Below are 21559 nucleotides of genomic sequence, written 5' to 3'. Positions count from 1 at the left end.
CGTCAATGCCCCGAGACCTTGCCCCACTCGCGCTCGTAGGTGGTCACCAGCGTCTGGTTCGACAGCCGGTTCACTTCGGCGGGCACGCGCGCCATGTCGAGCGGAAAGTCGAACATCAGCGACAGCGTGGGGAGCGACAGGTAGCGCAGGCCCGCCGGCAGCGAATCGGGCCGGCGGTAGGGCCGATGGCTTGCGATGACGAAGCCCCATTCGCCGAAGCTCGGCACATGCACGTGGTACGGCGTGGCGGTGAGGCCGACCGATTCGATGGTGCTCGCCACCGTCCAGAAGCTCTGACGTGCGATCAGCGGCGACGTCGTCTGCACCACGGCATAGCCGCTCGCCGCGAGACGCTTGTCGAGCAGGGCGTAGAAGGAATTGGTGTAGAGCTTGCCGATGGCGAAGTTGGTCGGGTCGGGGAAGTCGACCACGATCACGTCGAACGTGTCATCGCCTTCCTGCAACCACTTGAACGCATCGGTGTTGACGATCTTCAGCTTGGGCGACTTCAGCGCGCCGCCGTTGAGCGCCGCGAGCGTCTCGTGCTCGGCGAAGAGCCGCGTCATGTTCGGGTCGAGCTCCACCAGCGTGACCGACTCGACCGACGGGTACTTGAGGATCTCGCGCACCGCCATGCCGTCGCCGCCGCCGAGCACCGCCACCTTCTTCGGCGCGCCATGCGCCGCCATCACCGGGTGCACCAGTGCCTCGTGGTAGCGGTACTCGTCGCGCTCGGCGAACTGCAGGTTGCCGTTGAGGAAGAGCCGATGCCCCGCACTGCCGCGCGTCACCACGATGCGCTGGTAGGACGAGGTGGCGCTGAAGACGATGCGGTCCTGGTAGAACTTGTCTTCGGCCAGCGTCGTGATGTGGTCGGCGAAGACGAAGCCCACGACCAGCACGGCCAACGTCAGCATGCATGCGACAAGGTGCGCGCCGAACTGCCGCAGCTCGTGCCGGAACATCCACAGCGCCCACAGCGCGACGGCCGCGTTCATGAAGCCGAACAGCAGGCCGGTGCGGATCATCCCGAACTGCGGCACCAGGATCAGCGGAAAGGCGACCGACACCGCCAGCGCGCCGAGGTAGTCGAAGGTCAGCACCTGCGACACCAGGTCCTTCAGCGCCGTGTTGCGCTTGAGGATGCGCATGACCAGCGGGATCTCGAGCCCGACCAGCGTGCCCACGACGACCACCAGCCCGTAGAGCAGCAGGCGGAAGGCGCCGGGGATGTAGGCGTTGGCGATGAAGAGCAGCGCCGGCAGCGCGCCGCCGACGAGCGCGACCAGCAGCTCGATGCGCAGGAAGTGCGCGGGCAGTTGCCGCTCGAAGTAGCGCGAGAGCCACGAGCCCACGCCCATGGCGAAGAGGTAGGTGCCGATGATGGTGCTGAACTGCAGCACCGAATCGCCGAGCAGGTAGGAACTCAGTGCCGCCGCGCTCAGCTCGTAGACCAGCCCGCAGGCGGCCACGACGAAGACGCTGGCGAGGAGGGCGATCTCGACGGGCTGCGGGCCGCGCCTCGCGGGGTCCGGCACGCTCAATGGATCGCGGCGGCCACGATGATCGAGATGCCCAGGCACATCGCCGCGACCACCATGCCGAGCGCGCGGTTCTGCTTCTCGACGATCTCCTGCCAGAGGTCATAGGGCGTGAGCTTGTCGATGATCAGGAAGGTGACCCAGAAGATCAGCACGCCGATGATGGCGTAGAGCATCGAGCCCAGAAATGCGGCGGGCCGCAGCCATTCAATTCCCATCATGAGAACCTCCTGAAGAAAGGGTGTGTGAAAAGGCGTCGGTCATTTGTGACCGCCGCCGCTGGAGTAGCCGCCGTACGAACCGCCGGAACTGCGCGTGGACGATCCGCCCGACGAACTGCAGGTGCTCAGGATGATCAGCAGGATGAGGATCACCACGACGACGAGGATGATGGTGCCGCAGCCCATGCTCGACGCGGCGCTCAGCGGCGCGGCGTCGGCGCGTTTGAACATGTCCTTCTTCGCGTCGAGCTTGAAGGCGGCGGCCACGGTGGCGCTGTCCATCTTGCTGCCGGACGACCAGGTCAGTTCGTTGGCCGAACGCTCCATCGACAGCAGCGCATTGCCGTTGGCGAAGTCGCGGTTGAAGGTCTTCTGCCCGCGCTCGACCTGCCAGTAGAACTCGCCCGCCACATAGGTGGTCTCGGCGTTGTACGCGTATTGCTGCTGGTAGCTCTTGCCGAGGTACTTCGCGGTCTTGCCGCTCTCGGCCATGCTGGGCGCGCCGGTGGTCGGCGCGACCATGCTCCAGCCGTCTTCCGCATCCACCAGGAAGCTGAAGCCGCGCTGGCGGTTGAAGAGCAAGTATTCGTTCCAGCCGAAGTGCTCGTCGTCACCGGGCTCGCTCCCCATGCGGTGCTGGAAGCCGACCACTTGCCAGTTCACACCCTGCAGGGTGCCGACGCTGCCCAGCGCGATCAGCGGGCGCACCGGCTCGTCCTGCTCGGCGTGCTTCAGCTCGCCGCCGATGCCCTGCGACAGGTCGATGATGCTGTTGCAGTGGCCGCAGGTGATGCTCTTGCTGTCGGCCAGGTTGACGGTGACCGGCGCGCCGCAGTTGGGGCAGGCGAAGCTGCGGCCCTTTTCGTCCTTGGTGGATTCGTCGCGCAGGCCGGTGAGTTGCAGGTCTTCGAGCCGCACGGCGCGGCCGAGGTAGGCACCGGGCGGCTGCGTGTCGTAGTCGAGGCTGAGCACCTGGCCCTGATCGCTGCGCAGTTCGACGACCGCGAAAGGCTTGCCGAGATCGGGCAGCCGCGGCAGTTCGCCCTGCGCCGACACCAGCGTCACCTGCTCGTTCGACGCGACGGTGTAGCCCTGGCCGTTGAAGGCGGTGGTGGCGCCGACGCGCAGGTCACCGGCCGGCGGCGCGTCGCGCTCCAGCATGTGGGGCAGCGAGAAGACGAAGGCGCCGTTGTCCTCGCTCAGCAGACCGGTGCGCTCGCCGTCGAGCGCGGCGATCCACTCGGTCCAGCGGCCGCCCGGGTAGGCGTACTGCAGCCGGCCGACCAGCGTGAAGGGCTGGCCGTCGACACGGCCCGCCGCGAAGAGCTGCAGCGGGCTGAAGTCGTCGAACAGCTCCGCCATCTTGCCGATGCGCGCGAGCGTCTCGCCCTGGCGGACGACGGTGCTCTGGCAGTACGGGCAGACGGCGAACGCCGATTGCGCGGACCTGAATTCGACCGGTGCGCCGCAACCCGGGCAGGGCGCACGGTAGGCGCGCTGGGCGCCTGGTAGCTCAGCCATCGCGGGTGCTTAGACCAGCTTCTTGAGCAGCTCCGCCTTCTTGGCGTCGAACTCTTCCTGCGTGAGGATGCCCTTGGTCTTGAGATCGCCCAGCTTCTCGAGCGTGGCCATCACCTCGTTGGCGCTGATCTCGGTGACCGGTGCGGCGGCGGCCACGGCGGCCGTCGCCGCGGCGTTCGGGTTCAGGCCCTGCGCGAGGTTCTGCGCCAGCACCTGGCCCAGCGCCACGCCGGCCCCCAGGCCCATCGCGTCGCCCGCGATGCCGCCACCGCCGTTGGCCGAGCCTTCGGCGAACTTCGGGATGGCCTGCGCCGTCTGGTACTGCATGAACTTGCCCATGTCGTTGCCGACCATGCCCATGCCGATCTTCTGGTCGAGCACCTTCTGCAGCTCTTCGGGCAGCGAGACGTTCTGCACCGTGATGGCTTCGAGCTTGACGCCGATCTTGGCGAACTCGGGCTGCAGCTGCGTCGACAGCGCATTGGCGAACTCGATCTGGTTCGCGGCGAGATCCAGGAAGGGCACGCCGCTGGAGGCGATGGCGTTGCTGATGTTCTGCAGCACCAGGCCGCGCAACTGGCCGTCGAGGTCGGCCACGGTGTAGATGTCGCGCGTGCCGGAGATCTCGGTGTGGAACAGCTTGGCGTCGCCGATGCGGAAGCTGTAGTTGCCGAAGGCGCGCAGACGCACCGCGCCGAAGTCCTTGTCGCGGATCGTGATCGGCTGGGGCGTTCCCCACTTCTGGTCGACCTGCTGGCGCGTGCTGAAGAAGTAGACATCGCTCTTGAACGGGGATTCGAAGAGCTTGTCCCAGTTCTTCAGGTACGTGAGCACGGGCAGCGTCTGCGTCGTCAGCTTGTACATGCCGGGGCCGAAGACGTCGGCCACCTGGCCTTCGTTGACGAACACCGCCACCTGCGACTCGCGCACGGTGAGCGACGCCCCGTTCTGGATTTCCATCTCCGCCATCGGGAAGCGCCAGGCCAGCGTGCCATCGCCGGACTCGGTCCATTGGATGATGTCGATGAACTGTTTCTTGATGAAATCCATCAGTGCCATGGCGCTCCTCCAGGTGGTCGAGTTGAATCGACCGGATCATATGCGCAGCGGACGACGCTGCGGCGACTTCAAGCCAGCTGATCGCGCAGCGCGCGCTTGAGCAGCTTGCCGCCCGCGTTGCGCGGCAGCGGTGCGTCGGCCCAGGTGATCGTTTCGGGCACCTTGTAATCGGTGAGCTGCGCGCGGCAATGGGCGCGCACGGCTTCGTCATCGTGCGGCACGCCGGGCGCGTGGATGAAAGCGTGCACCCGCTCGCCCAGCACCGGGCACGGCCGACCGACGATCGCCGCTTCGACCACACCGGGCAGCGCCATCAGCGTGTTCTCGACCTCGACCGAGTAGATCTTGAAGCCGCCGCGGTTGAGCATGTCCTTCTTGCGGTCGAAGAGCCGCACGAAGCCGTCGGTGTCGACCGACCCCAGGTCGCCCGAATGCCAGTAGCCGCCGGTGAAGGCGGCCTGCGTGGCCTCGGGGTTGTCCCAGTAGCCGGGCACCACCATCGGGCCGGCGATCCACAGCTCGCCGGTTTCGCCGGCGGGCAGCTCGCGGCCGTCGTCGTCCATCACGCGCACGTCGGCGCAGGGCAGCGGCACGCCGACCGTGTCGGCATGGCCGCGCGTGAGGCCGGGCGGCATCATCGTGGTGGGCGAGGTGGTCTCCGTGGCGCCGTAGGCATTGACCAGCACGAGCCCGGGCAGGCGCTCGGCCAGCGCATCGATGGCCGACACCGGCATCGGCGCGCCGCCGTAGCCCCCGATGCGCCAGGCGGCGAGTTTCTCGCCGTCGAAGGCCGGGTCCATCAGGCACAGCGTGTACATCGCCGGCACCATCAGCGTGTGCGTGACGCGCTCGGCCGCCATCGTCTGCAGGAAGCTCGCCGCCTTGAACGCCGGAATCATCACGATGGCGCCGCCCACGTGCACCATCGCCGCGATCACTGCGATCAGGCCCGTGACGTGGCTCGCCGGTACGGCCAGCGCGGAGCGGTCGCCGGTGCGCACGCCCATGCACACCGCGTAGTGCCGCACCGAATGCGCGACGTTGAGGTGCGTGAGCATCGCGCCCTTGGGCCGGCCGGTGGTGCCGGAGGTGTAGAGGATGAGCGCCGTGTCCTGCTCGTTCACGGCGGCGATGGCAACCGGCGCGTCGCCGGGGCCCAGCGCGTCGAGCGGCAGCGCACCCTCGGCCGCGCCTGCAGCAACGATGCGCAACCGCAGCGCCGGCACGTCGACGGTGTCCGGCACGCGATCGGCCAGCGCCGCATCGAACACGATCGCGCAGGCGCCGCACTGCTGCAGCATGTAGGTGAGGCCGGGCTTCTGCTCGCGCTCGCCGATCGGCACGGCGATGGCGCCGAGGCGCTGCACCGCGAACAGCACGGCGATGAACTCGGGGCGGTTGCCCATGAAGAGCACGACACGCTCGCCGGCCGTCACGCCGTGGGCCGCGAGCCCCGCGGCGATGCACGCGGCTTCGGCGGCGAGACGGCGGTAATTCCAGCGTGTCTCTCCACAGACCACCGCATCGCTGTCGCCATGCGCGGCGACGGCCTGTTCGAGCAGTGCGTGCATGCTGCCCGGCCGCTCGACGAAGCAGCGCACGATGCGATCGCCATACGCCGCCTCGTGGCGCACCGCGGGGATGTTCCGGGACTGCCAGTGCGCGTTCATGCGGCGCTCGCGTGGGCTTCGGCGGCCACATTGGCGCCGCGCTCGATCACGTACTCCACGTCGACCAGCTTGCGCGAATGGTTGAGGTCCGATTGCGCGATCAGCACCGACAGAGTGCTGCCGCGCAGCCCGGCGATGACCTCGCCGAGGCGCATCGACAGGGCCGGGGCGACGCCCTCGAAGGGCTCGTCGAGCAGCAACAACCGCGTACCGACCGCCAGTGCCCGCCCCAGCGCGACCAGCTTCTGCTGACCGCCCGACAGCAGCAGCGCGCGGCGTTCGCGCATGGCCGCGAGCTCCGGCAGCACGCCGTAGACGAAGTCCAGCCGCGCCTTCGCGTTGCGTGCGCCAGTGGCCCACAGCGGCACCAGGATGTTCTCCTCGACGGTCAGTTCGGGCACGAGGCCACGGTCTTCCGGCATGTAGCCGATGCCCGCTGCGGCGCGGCCGTGCTTGGGCATGCGCGACAGGTCCTGTCCGTCGAAGACGATGCGGCCCTGCGTGGGCGCGAGGTGGCCCATCACCGAACGCAGCAGCGTGGTCTTGCCCGCGCCGTTGCGGCCGATGAGCCCGGCCATGCTGTTGGGCGCGACGGCCAGGCTGAGGCCGCGCAGCACCTGCACGGAGCCGATGGCGACATGGATCGATTCGATGGCGAGCATCGCTTACTCCTGGCGAAGTGTGCCGGTGACGTAGCGGCGCACGTCGTCGGTGGCGAGCGCGGCTGCGGGCGTGTCGTCCGCGATGATGCGACCGCTGTAGAAGGCGATCACGCGGTCGGCGTAGCGCTCGACGATGTCCATGTCGTGCTCGACGAAGAGCACCGTCATCGGCGCCTGTCCGAGCGCGGTCATGATGATCTCCATCATCGGAAACTTCTCTTCGGCCGACACGCCGCTGGTGGGCTCGTCGAGCAGCAGCAGGCGCGGCTCGCCGGTCATCGCCATCGCGATGTCGAGCAGCTTGCGCACGCCGCCCGGCAGCTCGGCCACGCGGCGCTCGCGGTGCTCGGTGAGGTTGAAGCGCGCGAGCAGCGCGTCGGCACGGTCGACCGCATCGTCACGCCGCGCGGTCTGCCAGAACGACAGGCGGTTCTCGCGGCAGGCGGTGGCCACCAGCATGTTCTCGAGCACCGACAGCTCCTGGAAGAGCTGCGGGATCTGGAACGACCGCGCCACGCCCAGCTGCGTGATCTGCCGCGGCGCGAGACGCGTGATGTCGCGGTCGCCGAGCAGGATGCTGCCGGTGTCGGGCTTGAGGTAACCCGTGATCATGTTGACGAAGGTGGTCTTGCCCGCGCCGTTGCTGCCGATCAGGCTGACGCGCTCGCCGACGCCCACCGCAACCTCGATGCCGCTGGCCGCAACCACGGCACCGAAGCGCTTCTCGATGCCGCTCGCGCGCAGCAGGATGTCGCGCTCGGCGGGCGGCGTGAGCTCGGTGAAAGGCTTCATCACGGCGTTCATGCGCGGCCTCCCTTCGAGCGCTTGGCGCCCCCGCGGTCGACCCACAGCGAGCCGATGCCGCGCGGCAGGAAGCGGATCATCAGCAGCAGGAAGAGGCCGAGCGACAGCTGCCAGGTGTTCGGGAAGTAGAGGCTCGAAAAGGAGCGCACGATCTCCAGCAGCGTCGAGGCGACGAACACCGCCAGCACGCTCTGCCAGCCCGCGAGAATGGCCACGAAGACGAACTCGCCGGAGGTGGTCCAGTAGCTGAAGTTCGGGTCGATGTGGCCGAGCGACATCACGGTGAGCGCGCCCCCCGCACCGCCCGCGAAGGCGGCCAGCAGGAAGTTGATACTCATCGCCTGTTTGACCGAACCGCCGAGGTATTCGACGCGCAACTCGTTCTCGCGCACCGCCTGCGTGACCAGCCCGCGGGTCGAGTCGAAGTAGGCGCGTGCCAGCAGCGCCATCACGCCCGCGAAGCCGAGCGTCACGCTGTAGAGCACGTAGCCCACGCGTGCGTCCGGCAGCGCCTGGCCGAACAGGGTCGGGCGGCCCATGTTGAAACCGTCGGAGCCGCCGAGCGCGTTGGTCTTCACCAGCACGCCATAGCAGACCATCGACAGCGCCAGCGTGAGCATCGCGAAGAAGATGCCGCGGTAGCGCGCGAGCATCGGCGCGAAGGGCGTGGCGACGACCAAAGCCGCCACGCCGCCCAACAGCGCCAGGCCCAGCGCATCGGTGATGCCGAGCCTGTTGAAAGCCAGCGCCGCGGCATAGCCGCCGACCGCGAAGACGAGGCCCTGGCCGAAGGACACGACGCCGCCGCGCATCAGCAGCACGATGCCCAGCGACACCAGACCGTGCGACGCCGCCATGGTGAGCAGGAAGGTGAGCCACTTGGGCATGAAGGCGCCGGCGACGACCAGCCCCACGATGAAGGCAAGGCCGACGAGCAGCACCGTCGCACGGTGCGAGCGGTGCGAGGCCGCGGGTGGGGACGAGCTGAGAGGAATGCTCTGCATGGTCATATCTTTCGGGCCTGGATGCGCTGGAACAGCCCTTCGGGCCGCACCATGAGCACCAGCGCCATGACGATGTAGATGGAGAAGAGCTCGGCCTCCGGCATGACGTGCACCGCGAAGGAGCGGGCCAGTCCGACGATGAGTGCGCCGATGGCCGCGCCCTCGATGCTGCCGAGGCCGCCGATGATCACGACCGCGAAGGACACGATGATCACGCCGACCGACACGCCCGGCTGCACCGAGATCAGCGGCGCGGTGAAGGCGCCACCGATGGCGGCCAGGAAGATGCCGACGGAGAAGGCCAGCATGTACACGCGCGACACGTTCACGCCCATGCTGGCCGCGACCTCTTCGCTGTGAATGACGGCGAGCACGATCTTCCCGTGGCGCGTGCGGTTCAGGCCCCACCACACCGTCAGTCCCACGGCGAGCGCCATGCCCATCAGCATGAAGTCGTAGCCCACGTACACCTGGTCGCCGATCTCGACGTTGCCGAAGAGCGCATAGGGCTCCGACACGTAGTACGGGTTGGCGCCCCAGAGGAGCTTGGTGACGTCCTCGAGCATCAGGAAGAGCGCGTAGGTGACCAGCACCAACAGCACCTCGTCGCGGCCGTAGAAGAAGCGCATGAGCCCGCGCTCGGTCAGCGGCGCGACCAGCACCGCCACGGCCACGGCCGCGAACAGCATCGCGACCAGCGACCATTCGGGCGCGAACTTCAGCGTGGCGAACCAGCCGACGAAGCTGGCCGCGGCGTATGCACCCAGCGCGTAGAAGCTGCCGTGCGCGATGTTGAGGATCTTCAGCACGCCGAACACGAGCGTGAGCCCGAGCGCGACGATGAAGAGCCAGGAGGCGTAGCTCAGGCCGTCGATGAGGATGGTGATGGCGGTGTTCATGCCCGACTCGTAGGGTTGGAGACTGGAGCGGCCGCCACGGGCCCGTGCAGCGCGCGGGCCCGTGGCGGATCGGTACGGCGCGGCTCAGGCGCTCAGCACTTGGCGCCGGCGAAGTTGCTCTTGATCCAGTCTTCCGACTTCACGTTCGGCGGCGGATTCACGCACTCGGCCGGGAAGCGCTGGATGTCGTCGAGCACCACCATCTTCTTGGCGGCGTCGTAGCGCGTCTTGCCGATCGCGGTTTCCTGCGTGGCCTGGTGGCCGTCGCCCAGCGTCATGCGGATCTTTCCGCCGGGCGAATCCCATTCCATGCCCTTGAGCGCCGCCGCGAGTTGCTCCGACGTCGGCTTCTTGCCGCCGTTGGCCGCCATCGCCTTCTCGGTCGCCAGCTTGAGGCCCATCAACGCCTGCGCCATGCGGTAGGGCGCCTGCGCGGGGTACGTGTTCTGGGCCTTTTGGTAGACGCTCCACCACCAGTCGTTGAGCGCCGACTTCGGCGACAGCAGGCCGTAGGCACCGCGCGCGCCGAGGATGGCGCCGTCGGGCATCTTGTCGCCCAGGTTCGTGAGCACGTGGTCGGCCGCCGACAGCACGACCTGCGAGCGCTTGAACAGCCCGCGCGGACCCGACTGCAGGATGAAGGCCTGCAGGTCGCCGCCCCACAGGCTGGAGTGCGTGACGTCGGCGCGCTTGGACATCAGCGCCGAGATCTCGGTGCCGTACTGCCCGGCGCCGAACTTCGGCAGCAGGTCTTCGCCGGCCTTGGCGTCGGGGTAGAGCTGCGCCATCGACAGCATGAAGTCCTTGCGCGAGTCCTGGCCCCAGGCGTAGTCCTGGTTGATCATGTTGTACGTGGCCGCCTTGACGTTGCGCGCCTTCATGTAGCGGGCCAGCGCGACGTTGTCCATGGTCGCGTGCGACGCGGTGCGGAACACGTAGTTGTACTTGCCGTCCTCGAAGATGCGCGGCGTGCCGCAGTCGTAGAGGATGAGGAACTTCTTCATCTCCTCGGCCACCGGTGCCACCGCCAGGCAGTCGCCCGAGCCGACGTAGCCGACCACGGCATCGACCTTCTCGCGGTCGTAGAGGTTGCGCAGTTCCTGCACCTGCTTGGTCGCGCCGCCGTTCTCGTCGACGTAGATCGCCTCGATCTTCATGCCGCCGAAACCGGTCTTGTTGTAGGGCGCCGGCGCCTCGCCCTTGTTGAAGGCCTCGACCAGCGCCTTGGCGCCGTTGACCGCGGGGATGCCGAAGCTTTCCGCCGCCTGGCCCGAGAGAAAGCTCACCACGCCGACCTTGAAGGTCTCCTGCGCCTGCGCGCCGAATGCGAGTGCGCCCACGCCCAGGGCGATGGCGGAACGCGCCATGCCGCGGCGCCATGCGCCGACCCGTGCCGATCCGATCTGTTGCTTCGATGCCATGTCTCTTGTCTCCTTCGTTTTGGATGAACTACCGTGCTTTCGCGATGGGCGTGCGCATGTCCAGGCCCGTCATCTCGAAACCCTTTTGAAAATCGACCATGTGCTTGCGCGTCCACTCGGCGGCGGCATCGGCGTCGCGCCGCTGCAGCGCGTCAAGGATCGCGCGGTGCGCCGCGAGGTTGCGGGCCTTCGATTGCGGCAGGTGCAGGTGGATCTGCAGCAGCGTCGGGTTGTAGAGCAGGCTGATGGGCTCGCGCGCCAGCATCAGCGCGCGGTTGTGGCTGGCACGGCCGACCAGCGCGTGGAACTCGACGTCGAGATCCACCAGCCGGGCGTTGTGCTCGACCGAGTCGGCCCCGTGGGCCTGGAGATCGGCCGTGAGCGCGGTGTTGTGCGCCAGTTCCTCGAGGTCGGCGGCCTCGGCATGTTCCGCCGCCAGACGCGCGGCCAGCGGCTCCAGCGTGATGGCGACCTGCCACAGCTCCTGGAAGGTGGTCTGCTGCAACAGCAGCAGCCGCGCGGCGCGGGGCGCCAGGTCGTACAGACCCGGCAGGGTGACGAACAGCCGACGGCCCTCGCGACGTTGCACCAGACCTTCCTGTTCGACCTGGCGGATGGCTTCGCGCACCGTCGAGCGGTGCACGCCGAAGCGCTCGGCCAGGCTCTGCTCGGTCGGCAGCGGCATGCCCGGCTTGAGCTTGCCGCTGAGGATGCTGCGCTCGATCTCCGACGACACGGCCTTGTAGGCCGGCTCCAGCCGAAGCCGGGTGAACATCGACACGTCGTCCGCGGGCGGTGCGCCGACAAGCCGCACGGCGGGTGCCGCGGTACGTGCGGACGAGGGGCTGCCCGCCGTGCGGCGGGGTGCGCGAATGCTGCCGGTCAATCGATGTCTCCTCGCGCTCGTCAGCGGCGCGTTTCGTTTGTCGGACAATCGGATTTTGGTGAGCGCCTTGCGCGGCATGGAGCGGGTTTTCCCGTTGCCGCGCGGCAAGACCGGACGCGGCACCGGCCCGGCTCGGGCCTTCTCTCCAATGGGCGAGGTCTACAATCGCGCCCCCTACAACCGTGTCGCGGACGCGTCATTCAACGCGCCAGCGATCGCCGGAGAACGCTGCCAATGTCCGATCTCTCTCCCCTGAGCCCCGCGGTTCCTGCCGCACCCAGCGCTGAAGACAAGCGCGCCGAGTTGCGCCGTGCCGCACTGGAATACCACCAGCTGCCGGTGCCGGGGAAGATCGCCATCGCGGCCACCAAGCAGATGGTGAACCAGCGCGACCTGGCGCTGGCCTATTCGCCCGGCGTGGCCGCGCCCTGCGAGGAGATCGTCAAGGACCCCGCCAACGCCTACAAGTACACCGCGCGCGGCAACCTGGTGGCCGTCATCACCAACGGCACCGCGGTGCTCGGCCTGGGCGACATCGGCGCGCTGGCGTCCAAGCCGGTGATGGAGGGCAAGGGCGTGCTCTTCAAGAAGTTCGCCGGCGTGGACGTGTTCGACATCGAGATCAACGAGAAAGACCCGGCCAAGCTGGTCGAGATCATCGCGTCGCTGGAGCCGACCTTCGGCGCCATCAACCTCGAAGACATCAAGGCCCCGGACTGCTTCTACGTCGAGCGCGAGCTGCGCAAGCGCATGAAGATCCCGGTGTTCCACGACGACCAGCACGGCACCGCGATCACGGTGGCCGCCGCGCTGCTCAATGGCCTGAAGGTCGCGGGCAAGAACATCGCCGAGGTCAAGCTCGTGACCTCCGGCGCCGGCGCTGCGGCGCTGGCCTGCCTGAACCTGCTGCTCAAGGTCGGCCTGCTGCGCGAGAACGTGTTCGTCACCGACCTGGCCGGCGTGGTCTACGAAGGCCGCGAAGAGCTGATGGACGACGACAAGCGCCAGTACATGCAGAAGACGCAGGCGCGCACGCTGTCGGAAGTCATCGAGGGTGCCGACGTGTTCCTCGGCCTGTCGGCCGGCGGCGTGCTCAAGCCGGCGATGGTGGCCAAGATGGCGGCGCGGCCGGTGATCTTCGCGCTGGCCAACCCGAACCCGGAGATCTCGCCGGAAGACGCGCATGCGGTGCGCGGCGACGTGATCATGGCCACGGGCCGCACCGACTACCCGAACCAGGTCAACAACGTCCTGTGCTTCCCGTACATCTTCCGCGGCGCGCTCGACTCGGGCGCGACGACGATCACCGACGAGATGGAGATCGCCGCGGTGCGCGCCATCGCCGAACTGGCGCAGGCCGAGCAGAGCGAGGTGGTGGCGGCTGCCTATGTCGGCGAGAAGCTCACCTTCGGCCCCGAGTACCTGATCCCCAAGCCCTTCGACCCGCGCCTGATGATGAAGATCGCGCCGGCCGTGGCCAAGGCGGCCGAAGAGAGCGGGGTGGCGACGCGCCCGATCGCCGACCTCGACGCCTACCGCGACAAGCTGCAGAGCTTCGTCTACGCCTCCGGCACGATGATGAAGCCGATCTTCGACGCGGCCAAGCGCGCGACCAAGAAGCGTGTGGCGTTCGCCGAGGGCGAGGAAGAACGCGTGCTACGTGCCGTGCAGATCGTGGTCGACGAAGGCCTGGCGCGCCCGACGCTGATCGGCCGGCCGGCCATCATCGCCCAGCGCATCGAGAAGTTCGGCCTGCGCCTGCGGGAAGAACTCGACTACGACATCGTCAACGTCGAACAGGACCACCGCTACCGCGACTTCTGGCAGACCTACCACCGCATGACCGAGCGGATGGGCACCACCGTGCAGACCGCCAAGATCGAGATGCGCCGCCGCCTGACGCTGATCGGTTCCATGCTGCTGCACAAGGGCGAGGTCGACGGCCTCATCTGCGGCACCTGGGGCACCACGGCCATCCACCTGCACCACATCGACCAGGTGATCGGCAAGCGCCCCGGCGGCTGCGCCAGCACGCCCCAGGACGTGCCGATCTACGCCTGCATGAACGGCCTGCTGCTGCCCGACCGCCAGGTGTTCCTGGTCGACACGCACGTCAACTACGACCCGACGCCGGAAGAACTGGCCGAGATCACGACCATGGCGGCCGAGGAAATGATGCGCTTCGGCCTCAAGCCGAAGGCAGCGCTGCTGTCGCATTCCAACTTCGGCACCAGCAACCAGCCGAGCGCGGTGAAGATGCGCCGCACGCTCGACCTGCTGCGCGTCCAGGCGCCCTGGCTCGAAGTGGATGGCGAGATGCACGGTGACGTGGCGCTCGACGGCAAGCAGCGCGCCGCCGTCATGCCCCACAGCGCCCTGGCCGGCGACGCCAACCTGCTGGTGTTCCCGAACCTGGACGCCGCCAATATTTCCTACAACCTGCTCAAGACGGCGGCGGGCGGCAACATCGCCATCGGCCCGGTGCTGCTGGGCGCGGCCAAACCTGTGCACATCCTCACGGCCAGCGCCACGGTCCGGCGTATCGTGAACATGACGGCACTGACCGTCGCCGATGCCAACGCCGAACGCTGAGCACATTGGCGACAGCGGTCGCTAACTTCACTGTCGACGAATGCCCCCAGGCGCCTGCTCAATAATTGAGCAGGCGCTTGCTATTTGCGCATCCGTGGTGCACACTGGCGGGCTTGAATTCGCGGGTTAACCCCAAGGTTGATCCCTGATTCGGCCCCCTCGCTCTTTTCCTGTGGTGCCCCGTCGGTCACCATTTCATTCATGGCCTCGATCTCGTTGTCTGTGTCCCGATTCGCCGTCGCCGGCATGCTGCTGGCGGCATTGGCGACCGGGGCCGGTGCCCGGGAAACCCGAGACATCGACCGGACGGCAGCGCGGCAGCCGACCCAGGAATCGATTGCACTGCGCGAATTGCCGCCCCAAGGTCAGCGGACCTATCAGGCAATTCTCGAGGGAGGTCCGTTCCAACATGAGAAGGACGGCACGGTGTTCGGCAACCGCGAGCGTCTGTTGCCTTCCGCGCGTCGCGGGCACTACCGCGAATACACGGTCGATACGCCGGGCGCCCGCAATCGGGGTGCGCGGCGCATCGTGTGCGGCGGTGAGCGTCGGGCGGCGCCCGATGCGTGCTGGTACACGGCAGATCACTATGCGAGCTTCAGGCGGATTTCGCCATGACCGATGAACTGGATGGGAGCAGCGCCCCAGCGCGCCCCAAGGAAATGATGACGACGACAACCATGGAAAGACCAGCGGAGATGACCTTATCCCTTCGTGCCGTGCGACCCAACATCGTGCAGTCGATTCGCGCCTTCCGCGTGAACGACCTGCAGGATGCCGCGAACGCGTCCGGGCAGCACTTCCTGTATGCGAACCTGGCCAACGCCCAGTCGAAGCAGGACGTGCTCGACCTGATCGCACAGCAATTCACCTTCCCGGCCCACTTCGGGAAGAATTTCGACGCGCTGTACGACTGCATGACCGACCCGTTGCATAAATCAGGCCCGCAGCCTGGTTTCGTGGTGGTGCTGGAACAGATCCCGGCCAATGCCAAGTTCGACAAGGAAGCCCGCGAACAGCTGCTCGACATCTTCCGTGACGCCTCGGACTACTGGGGTGACCGGAAGATCCCGTTCAGGTGCTTCTATTCTTTTCTGTAGCCCGTTCTGCATCCACCAGCCAAGCAGAACGGGCGAACGAGGCTCAAGAGGGTAGCGTGCCGGTCGTCGGCATCGACATCGCGCCGGTCGACCCCACCGCAGAGAAGATGCCGACCGACAAGTTGGTCGACGTGTCACCGCTGGCGCTGCGCATGAGCAGCCCCTTCAACGCGGGATACTGGCTCGCCGCCGCCTGATGAAAAAAGCCCGTCGATGACGGGCTTTTTTCTTGGCGCGCTTTAGCCGCTCAAGACGAGGGGGGCAGGTGCGGGCGGAACTGCCTGTGCCAGGGCCACGTACTCGGCCACCGGCACCTCCTCGGCACGGCGCTGCGCGTCGAAGGGGCCACTGAAGCCGTGTTCGTCCAGCCATTTGCCCAGCGTATGCCGCAGGATCTTGCGGCGCTGGCTGAAGGCGACCTGCACGATTTCGCCAAGCCGTGCGGCATCGAGTACCGGCGGCTGTGCGAACGGCACCATGCGCACCACAGCACTGTCCACACGCGGCGGCGGCTCGAAGCTCTCCGGCGGGACAAAGAGGATGTTCTCCATGGCGTAGCGCCACTGCAGCATCACGCTCAGCCGGCTGTAGTCGGACGTGGCCGGCCTCGCCACCATGCGGTCGATCACTTCCTTCTGCAGCATGAAGTGCTGGTCGGCGATCAGGTGCGCGAAGCCCAGCAGATGAAAGAGGATGGGCGTGGAGATGTTGTAGGGCAGGTTGCCCACCACGCGCAGCGGTTGGCGCGGATCGCCCGCGAGCCGGGCGGCCAGCGCCGCGAAATCGACCTTGAGGACATCGGACTCGATCACGTCGAGCTGGCCGTGCTCCCGCAGCCGCTTGGCCAGGTCGCGGTCGAGCTCGATCACCGTGAGCCGCCCCAGCCGCTCGACCAGCGGCTGCGTGAGCGCCGCCAGGCCAGGTCCGATCTCGACCATCGCGTCGCCCGGCTGCGGGGCGATGCCCTGCACGATCGCGTCGATGATCCCGCCGTCCGACAGGAAGTGCTGGCCGAAGCGCTTGCGCGCGATGTGCTGGGCCATCAGGCCAGGTGCCTCATTTACTGCGGCGGCTCGCGCAGTTCGACGTAGGCCCGCCCGCGGGTTTCCTGCACCCAGGTCTCGAAGGCCTCGTCCGTCTTCTTGTCCTTCAACACCGCGCGCGCGGCTTCACGCTGCTCGGTCTGGCTCAGCTTGGCCTCACGGCGGCCGAGCACCTGGATCAGGTGCACGCCGAAACGCGACACGACGGGGTCGCTGATCTGGCCGGGGGCCAGGCGGTCCATCGCTTCCTCGAACTCCGGCACGAACTGGCCGGGGCGGCCCCAACCGAGGTCGCCGCCGTCCTTGGCGCTGCCGTCTTCGGAGTTGTCGCGCGCCAGACCCGCGAAGTCCGCCGTACCGGCCTGGATACGCCGCTTGAACTCGGCGAGCTGCGCAATGGCCTGGGCCGTGCTGCGCTTCTCGTCGTTGCGCAGCAGGAGGTGGCGCACCTGCGTCTGCGTGACCACGCCTTCGGCGGAGCCCGCCCGGCCCTTGGCCAGCACCTTGATCACATGGAACCCGGCGCCCGAACGCACCGGGCCGACGATGCCGTTGACCGGCGTGGCCTGGGTCGCCTCGACGAACAGGGGCGGGTAGCGGTCGGCCGAACGCAGCCCGAGCGCGCCGCCGTTCGCACGGTCGGGCGAGTCGGAGTTCTCGCTCGCCAGTTTGGCGAAGTCTTCGCCCGCGATGGCGCGTTGTGCGATGCCCTGCGCCTTTTGCTGCAGCGCCTTCACCTGCGCCTCGCTGGCATCTTCCGGCACCGCGACCATCACGTGCGCGAGGTTGATTTCGGGCGACAGCGCCGCGTTGCCGCTGCGCTGTTCCTGCAGGAACTGCTCGACCTCGGTGTCGCTGACCTTGACGCGGGAGTTGACCTCGCGCTCCCGCACCCGGGTCAGCGTGAGCTGGTCGCGCAGGTCGGCACGGAATTCCTGTTTGGTGATGCCGTCGGCGGCGATGCGGCGGTAGAGGTCGTCCAGGCTCACCTGGTTCTGCCGCGCCACCAGCTGTTCGGCCTGGTCGATGGCGAGATCGTCGATCTTGATGCCGACCTCTTTGGCCACCTGCAGCTGCGCCCGTTCGGAGACGAGCCGCTCGAGCACCAGGCGGTTCAGTTCCGGGCGCGGCAGGCGCTGCGCGTCGGGGTTCTGTTGAAGGATGCGGGTTGCACGCTTTTGCACCTCGGTGTTGGTGATCGGCTCGGAATTGACCAAGGCCACGATGTACTCGGCCGACCGCTGCCCGGTGACTACCGGCGCCGCAGGCACCGCGGCACCCGGTGCGGTCGCGTTCACACGCGGCCCGCCGCGCATGATGTCGGTGATGCCGGTGCCGCCGCTCGGGCGCAGGCCGAGGCCCTGTGCCTGCGCGGCCGATGCGAGCATCAGTGCGCCCAGGCAGGCCCAGATGGCGGTGGAACGGAAGCGTTTCATTATTGGGTGACTCAGTCGTAATTGGTGAAGCGGCTCGGTGTCTCGCCGGGCTGGCGCAGCGGCTGGTAGCGCTGGATGTTCTGCGACAGCGTCTTCAAGGGGCTCGCGCCGACGGCCGCAAAGCCGACGAACTCGATCTGGAACATGATCCGGGTGGCTGCTGAGACCTGTCCGGTGGACAAACGTTCCAGCACCACGCGCCCGATCCAGCAGCAACCATCGTATTCGACGCCGATTACGCCGTCGGTGAGCTTGCTGTCCTTCAGGCTGTAGTTCATGCGGCCCACGGCATACCAGCGGCCGCCGCCTTCGCCCCGGCCCGGGCCGAGGTTCTTGCCCTTGTCGCCCCACAGGTCATTGAGCGGCCATTGCCAGCCGATGTCGATCGACTTGTTGCCGTCATTGGCCAAGGTGCTGCTGTCGGCTTGGTAGCGGTACGCCGCATTGATGGTGCGGTACGGCCCCGGGTTGTAGCGGGCGGTGATGGTGCTGCGCTCCGAACGCCGGGAGTCGGGGTTGTACTGGACGGTGGTGTCCGCGGTCCACTTCGAGGTCCAGTTGATCTGGGCGCCCACCAGGATGTCGCTCAGGCGGTCTGTGACCGGCGACACCCCAGGTAGCGTGACGCGCTGATCGCTGAAGCGAAAGCGCTGCGCGACGCCGAAGCGGGCTGCCTCGGCGCCGGTGTCGGGGTCGATCAGCCGGGTGCTGACGCCGCCCGTCAGCACGTTGCTGTCGGAGATCCGGTCGTTGCCCGAAAACGCGTTCTCGGTGTAGATGGTCGCGAAGTTGAAGTCATTGGCCGCGGTGTCGTACAGCGGCAGCTGGCTCTGGTCGCGGTAGGGCGTACGCACGTAGAACAGGCGCGGCTCCAGCGTCTGGCGGAACGAGCGCCCGAACAGGCTGGTGTCGCGTTCGAACACCATTCCGCTGTCGATGCTGAAGGTCGGCACGGTCCGGCTCGCCGAATTCGATCCGTTGGCCAGCGGCCCGTCGAACTGGTAGGACGTCGCGTGCAACTGCACCTTCGGGATGACGAAGGTGCCTGGCGTGATCCAGGGCCGGCTGACCTGTAGGATGCCGAAGGCGCGCTCGCCGTCGGGCTGGCGCCGCCCGTTGAGCAGCGGCGCGTACTGCGAGTCGGCCTTGAAGCGGGTGTAGTCCAGCGAGGTGCTGACGTCGAAGCCGTTCCAGTCGTACTGGATGTTGTTCGCCGTGAGCTGCGGCATGCGGTCGTAGGGCGGCGTGATCGGCGAGAGCGAATACTGCAGGGTCTGGTACGACAGCGCACGCACCTGGCCGTACCAGTCGCCCTTGGCCCAGTTGAGCGAGGCCTCGCTGTCCAGCAGACGCGAGCTCAGGGTCGGCGTGCGGGAGAAGTCGCGCCAGTAGTCGTTGTCGCTCACCCGGTTGATGCGCAGCGTGCCCGCGAGGCCATCGAGCCCGAAGGGCTTCGGATCGAAGGTCTGGTTGTGCGTGGTCCAGAGGCCCCAGCGATCGCGGTCGCGCAGCTGGTCCGACGGCATGTAGTCGGCCCGCAAGACACCGCTGTAGGTGTTCTCCAGGTAGCGAAACTCGCTGCCCAGGTTGATGCCGCGCTTGGTCATGACCGTCGGCGTCAGCGTCGCGTCGCGGTTCGGTGCGATGTTCCAGTAGTAGGGCATCTGCAGCTCGATGCCGTTGACGCTGTCCATGCCGAAGACCGGCGGCAGCAAGCCGCTCTTGCGCTGGTTGTTCAGCGGGAAGCTGATCGACGGCAGCGCGGGCGAGCTGACGCCCATGAAGCTCAGGCGCGCGTCGGTCGCGATGCCGACGCTCTCCTCGGTGTCGGTGGTCAGGGTGGCGGCGGTCAGCAGCCAGGCGGGCACCCAGCCCGGATAGTCTTCGCGCCGGCAGGTGGTGTAGGTGGCATGCCGCGCCACCGAGATGTTCGCGTCGACGAAGTCGATGCGATCGGCGTTGCCGTTGCCCCCGGTCTCGAGGAACTGGTAGCGCACGTTGTTGAAGAAGCCCTCGAAGGTCTCGACCTTCAGCTGCAGCTCCGGGCCTTCGTAGACGTTGCCGCCCTGGTTCACCCGGACGTTGCCCTGCGCCTTGGCGAGGTCGTCGGGCTGGTAGTACTCGAGGCGGTCGGCACGGATCACCGTGTCACCGCGCCGCAGCGAGGCGTTGCCCTCGACCACGGTCTCCAGATCGGGCCGGCCCGAGATGCGGTCGCCGTCGACGAAGCTAGGACGCAGACCGCGCTCGGTGGTCGGGATGGTTTCGACCAGTTGCGGTGTGCGCCGCAGCTGCAGCGGCGCGTCGATCCAGGCGGCCTCCTGTGCGAATGCGCCTTGCGCCTGCCACAGGGCCAGCGTCAGGAGGGCCAGCGGCAGGGGGGGGCGCTGGGGCCGGCTCATTCGCCCCTCCGCCCGGTCGCTTCGGCAGCACCCGGCGCCCACGTCGCGGCGGGCAGCGGGGACACGGCGGGCCAGGCACGAGGGCAATTCAATTCGAACATGGGCAGGAGCGTCACGGATCGTCGAGGAAAGATCGTCGAGGGAAAGGGGGCTGCGAACGGGGGTGTTCGCCCAGGGCCTGAGAAGGCCATTTGTAGAATCGATTATCCATGACCGCATCCCCGAACCCGGCCGCCGGCGCCGCCCCTTCCATTGCCTGGAGCGACCCGGCCCGCGCAGCGGCCTTCGGGCGCTGGCTCGACCGCATCGCGCCGGCCCATCAGCTGATCCCCCAGACCGTGCGGCTGGCCTCGGCCGACGCCAGCTTCCGCCGCTATTTCCGCATCGACACGGCCGGCGAAGCGCGCACCCGCATCGTGATGGATGCGCCGCCCGACAAAGAGAACAGCGCGCCCTTCGTCGAGATCGCCCAACGCATGACCGACGCCGGCGTGAAGGCGCCCCAGGTGCTCGAATGGGACACGGCCGACGGCTTCCTGCTGCTCGACGACCTGGGCAGCCGCACGATGCTCGACGTGATCGACCCGGCGAACGCCGACGCGAGTCGCCCGCTGTACGGCCAGGCCATCGACGCGTTGATCGCCTGGCAGCTGGCGTCCAAGCCCGGCGTGCTGCCGCCCTATGACAGCGCCCTGCTCGAACGCGAGCTGGCGCTGTTCCCGCAGTGGTATATCGCGCAGCACCGCGGCGTCGCGGTCGAAGGCGTGATCAAGGAACGCCTCGAGCGCGCCTTCAAGGCCATCGTCGCGCACAACCTGGCCGCGCCGAGCGTCTACGTGCACCGCGACTTCATGCCACGCAACCTGATGGTGGCCGACGACGGCGGACCGCTGGGCGTGCTGGACTTCCAGGACGCGGTCTACGGTCCCATCACCTACGACATCGCCAGCCTGATGCGTGACGCCTTTCTGAGCTGGGACGAGGACTTCGTGCTCGACATCACCGTGCGCTACTGGCAGCAGGCGCGCAAGGCCGGCCTGCCGGTGCACGAGGACTTCGGCGAGTTCTACCGCGCGGTCGAATGGATGGGCCTGCAGCGCCACCTGAAGGTGGCCGGCATCTTCGCGCGGCTGACCCTGCGCGACGGCAAGCCGAAGTACCTGGCCGACACGCCGCGCTTCATCGCCTACATCCGCGCTACCACCAGCCGCTACACCGAACTCACGCCGCTGCTGCGCGTGATCGACGAGGTCGAAGGCACGCAGCCGCTGGTCGGCTTCGCGTACGGCCGGGTCTGA

At 67.7% G+C, this 21559-nt stretch carries 20 protein-coding genes; 6 read left to right on the top strand and 14 right to left on the bottom strand.

Going from position 1 to position 21559, the window contains the following annotated elements; all coding sequences use genetic code 11:
- Positions 1–2: 2 nt before the first annotated feature.
- The 11 genes from QTH86_RS17335 to QTH86_RS17285 form a co-directional block, all read right to left on the bottom strand.
- Positions 3–1544 carry a polyamine aminopropyltransferase gene (locus QTH86_RS17335; protein ID WP_444813864.1) on the bottom strand — a complete coding sequence of 514 codons (1542 nt, stop codon included), beginning with the start codon at positions 1542–1544 and terminating at the stop codon, positions 3–5.
- Entirely contained in the window at positions 1541–1762 is a 222-nt protein-coding gene (locus QTH86_RS17330; protein WP_286647439.1) for a DUF350 domain-containing protein, read from the bottom strand. The genes QTH86_RS17335 and QTH86_RS17330 overlap by 4 nt, the downstream gene beginning before the upstream one ends.
- A 39-nt stretch (positions 1763–1801) precedes the next feature.
- On the bottom strand, positions 1802–3283 hold the full coding sequence (locus QTH86_RS17325; protein ID WP_286647438.1) for a DUF4178 domain-containing protein: 1482 nt from the start codon (positions 3281–3283) through the stop codon (positions 1802–1804).
- Positions 3284–3292: 9 nt separating this feature from the next.
- The gene (locus QTH86_RS17320) at positions 3293–4342 is read right to left on the bottom strand and encodes an SPFH domain-containing protein (protein ID WP_286647437.1); all 1050 of its coding nucleotides are present in this window, start codon (positions 4340–4342) and stop codon (positions 3293–3295) included.
- Positions 4343–4410: 68 nt separating this feature from the next.
- Positions 4411–6012: a class I adenylate-forming enzyme family protein gene (locus QTH86_RS17315; protein ID WP_286647436.1), complete on the bottom strand. Its 1602-nt coding sequence runs from the start codon at positions 6010–6012 to the stop codon at positions 4411–4413.
- The gene (locus QTH86_RS17310; RefSeq protein WP_286647435.1) at positions 6009–6674 is read right to left on the bottom strand and encodes an ABC transporter ATP-binding protein; all 666 of its coding nucleotides are present in this window, start codon (positions 6672–6674) and stop codon (positions 6009–6011) included. Before QTH86_RS17310 ends, QTH86_RS17315 begins: the two co-directional genes overlap by 4 nt.
- Before the next feature lie 3 nt (positions 6675–6677).
- Positions 6678–7478, bottom strand: coding sequence for an ABC transporter ATP-binding protein (locus QTH86_RS17305; protein ID WP_286647434.1), 801 nt, complete (start codon positions 7476–7478; stop codon positions 6678–6680).
- A complete protein-coding gene (locus tag QTH86_RS17300) occupies positions 7475–8482 on the bottom strand; it encodes a branched-chain amino acid ABC transporter permease (RefSeq protein WP_286647433.1) in 1008 nt (335 codons plus the stop codon). Before QTH86_RS17300 ends, QTH86_RS17305 begins: the two co-directional genes overlap by 4 nt.
- Before the next feature lie 2 nt (positions 8483–8484).
- Positions 8485–9381, bottom strand: a complete 897-nt coding sequence (locus QTH86_RS17295) for a branched-chain amino acid ABC transporter permease (protein ID WP_286647432.1) — start codon at positions 9379–9381, stop codon at positions 8485–8487.
- Between the two features lie 92 nt (positions 9382–9473).
- Positions 9474–10802 carry an ABC transporter substrate-binding protein gene (locus tag QTH86_RS17290; protein WP_286647431.1) on the bottom strand — a complete coding sequence of 443 codons (1329 nt, stop codon included), beginning with the start codon at positions 10800–10802 and terminating at the stop codon, positions 9474–9476.
- A gap of 28 nt (positions 10803–10830) precedes the next feature.
- Positions 10831–11577 (bottom strand): FadR/GntR family transcriptional regulator, encoded by a 747-nt coding sequence (locus QTH86_RS17285; protein ID WP_286647430.1) that lies wholly within the window; start codon positions 11575–11577, stop codon positions 10831–10833.
- Here QTH86_RS17285 and QTH86_RS17280 point away from each other — a divergent pair.
- The 5 genes from QTH86_RS17280 to QTH86_RS17260 all read left to right on the top strand — a co-directional run bounded on the left by QTH86_RS17280 (position 11570) and on the right by QTH86_RS17260 (position 15577).
- Complete coding sequence (locus tag QTH86_RS17280) at positions 11570–11944, top strand: hypothetical protein (protein ID WP_286647429.1); 375 nt, start codon at positions 11570–11572, stop codon at positions 11942–11944. The genes QTH86_RS17285 and QTH86_RS17280 overlap by 8 nt on opposite strands.
- Positions 11923–14280: an NADP-dependent malic enzyme gene (locus tag QTH86_RS17275; protein WP_286647428.1), complete on the top strand. Its 2358-nt coding sequence runs from the start codon at positions 11923–11925 to the stop codon at positions 14278–14280. The genes QTH86_RS17280 and QTH86_RS17275 overlap by 22 nt, the downstream gene beginning before the upstream one ends.
- Before the next feature lie 192 nt (positions 14281–14472).
- A complete protein-coding gene (locus tag QTH86_RS17270) occupies positions 14473–14898 on the top strand; it encodes a guanyl-specific ribonuclease (RefSeq protein ID WP_286647690.1) in 426 nt (141 codons plus the stop codon).
- Between the two features lie 44 nt (positions 14899–14942).
- Positions 14943–15380: a barstar family protein gene (locus tag QTH86_RS17265; protein ID WP_262075704.1), complete on the top strand. Its 438-nt coding sequence runs from the start codon at positions 14943–14945 to the stop codon at positions 15378–15380.
- A gap of 56 nt (positions 15381–15436) precedes the next feature.
- Entirely contained in the window at positions 15437–15577 is a 141-nt protein-coding gene (locus QTH86_RS17260; RefSeq protein ID WP_286647427.1) for a hypothetical protein, read from the top strand.
- A gap of 42 nt (positions 15578–15619) precedes the next feature.
- On the opposite strand, the gene rsmA is transcribed toward QTH86_RS17260, so the two are convergent.
- Genes rsmA through QTH86_RS17245 form a run of 3 tightly spaced genes read right to left on the bottom strand, consistent with a single transcriptional unit; the run spans position 15620 to position 20261 of the window.
- Positions 15620–16423 carry a 16S rRNA (adenine(1518)-N(6)/adenine(1519)-N(6))-dimethyltransferase RsmA gene (gene rsmA, locus QTH86_RS17255; RefSeq protein WP_286647426.1) on the bottom strand — a complete coding sequence of 268 codons (804 nt, stop codon included), beginning with the start codon at positions 16421–16423 and terminating at the stop codon, positions 15620–15622.
- Between the two features lie 17 nt (positions 16424–16440).
- Positions 16441–17859, bottom strand: coding sequence for a peptidylprolyl isomerase (locus QTH86_RS17250; protein WP_286647425.1), 1419 nt, complete (start codon positions 17857–17859; stop codon positions 16441–16443).
- Between the two features lie 11 nt (positions 17860–17870).
- Complete coding sequence (locus QTH86_RS17245) at positions 17871–20261, bottom strand: LPS-assembly protein LptD (protein ID WP_286647424.1); 2391 nt, start codon at positions 20259–20261, stop codon at positions 17871–17873.
- Positions 20262–20470: 209 nt separating this feature from the next.
- Here QTH86_RS17245 and QTH86_RS17240 point away from each other — a divergent pair, with 209 nt between their 5' ends.
- Entirely contained in the window at positions 20471–21559 is a 1089-nt protein-coding gene (locus tag QTH86_RS17240; RefSeq protein ID WP_286647423.1) for an aminoglycoside phosphotransferase family protein, read from the top strand.

The sequence above is a fragment of the Variovorax sp. J2L1-78 genome (genome assembly GCF_030317205.1).
In the GTDB taxonomy this organism is placed as follows: domain Bacteria; phylum Pseudomonadota; class Gammaproteobacteria; order Burkholderiales; family Burkholderiaceae_C; genus Variovorax; species Variovorax arabinosiphilus.
This window is presented reverse-complemented; position numbering and strand designations above follow the sequence as displayed.

Coding starts and splice junctions, on each gene's coding strand:
- QTH86_RS17330 (WP_286647439.1), bottom strand. CDS start 1,762: ATGATGGGAATTGAATGGCTGCGGCCCGCCGCATTTCTGGGCTCGATG.
- QTH86_RS17325 (WP_286647438.1), bottom strand. CDS start 3,283: ATGGCTGAGCTACCAGGCGCCCAGCGCGCCTACCGTGCGCCCTGCCCG.
- QTH86_RS17320 (WP_286647437.1), bottom strand. CDS start 4,342: ATGGCACTGATGGATTTCATCAAGAAACAGTTCATCGACATCATCCAA.
- QTH86_RS17315 (WP_286647436.1), bottom strand. CDS start 6,012: ATGAACGCGCACTGGCAGTCCCGGAACATCCCCGCGGTGCGCCACGAG.
- QTH86_RS17310 (WP_286647435.1), bottom strand. CDS start 6,674: ATGCTCGCCATCGAATCGATCCATGTCGCCATCGGCTCCGTGCAGGTG.
- QTH86_RS17305 (WP_286647434.1), bottom strand. CDS start 7,478: ATGAACGCCGTGATGAAGCCTTTCACCGAGCTCACGCCGCCCGCCGAG.
- QTH86_RS17300 (WP_286647433.1), bottom strand. CDS start 8,482: ATGCAGAGCATTCCTCTCAGCTCGTCCCCACCCGCGGCCTCGCACCGC.
- QTH86_RS17295 (WP_286647432.1), bottom strand. CDS start 9,381: ATGAACACCGCCATCACCATCCTCATCGACGGCCTGAGCTACGCCTCC.
- QTH86_RS17290 (WP_286647431.1), bottom strand. CDS start 10,802: ATGGCATCGAAGCAACAGATCGGATCGGCACGGGTCGGCGCATGGCGC.
- QTH86_RS17285 (WP_286647430.1), bottom strand. CDS start 11,577: ATGTTCACCCGGCTTCGGCTGGAGCCGGCCTACAAGGCCGTGTCGTCG.
- QTH86_RS17275 (WP_286647428.1), top strand. CDS start 11,923: ATGTCCGATCTCTCTCCCCTGAGCCCCGCGGTTCCTGCCGCACCCAGC.
- QTH86_RS17265 (WP_262075704.1), top strand. CDS start 14,943: ATGATGACGACGACAACCATGGAAAGACCAGCGGAGATGACCTTATCC.
- rsmA (WP_286647426.1), bottom strand. CDS start 16,423: ATGGCCCAGCACATCGCGCGCAAGCGCTTCGGCCAGCACTTCCTGTCG.
- QTH86_RS17250 (WP_286647425.1), bottom strand. CDS start 17,859: ATGAAACGCTTCCGTTCCACCGCCATCTGGGCCTGCCTGGGCGCACTG.
- QTH86_RS17245 (WP_286647424.1), bottom strand. CDS start 20,261: ATGAGCCGGCCCCAGCGCCCCCCCCTGCCGCTGGCCCTCCTGACGCTG.
- QTH86_RS17240 (WP_286647423.1), top strand. CDS start 20,471: ATGACCGCATCCCCGAACCCGGCCGCCGGCGCCGCCCCTTCCATTGCC.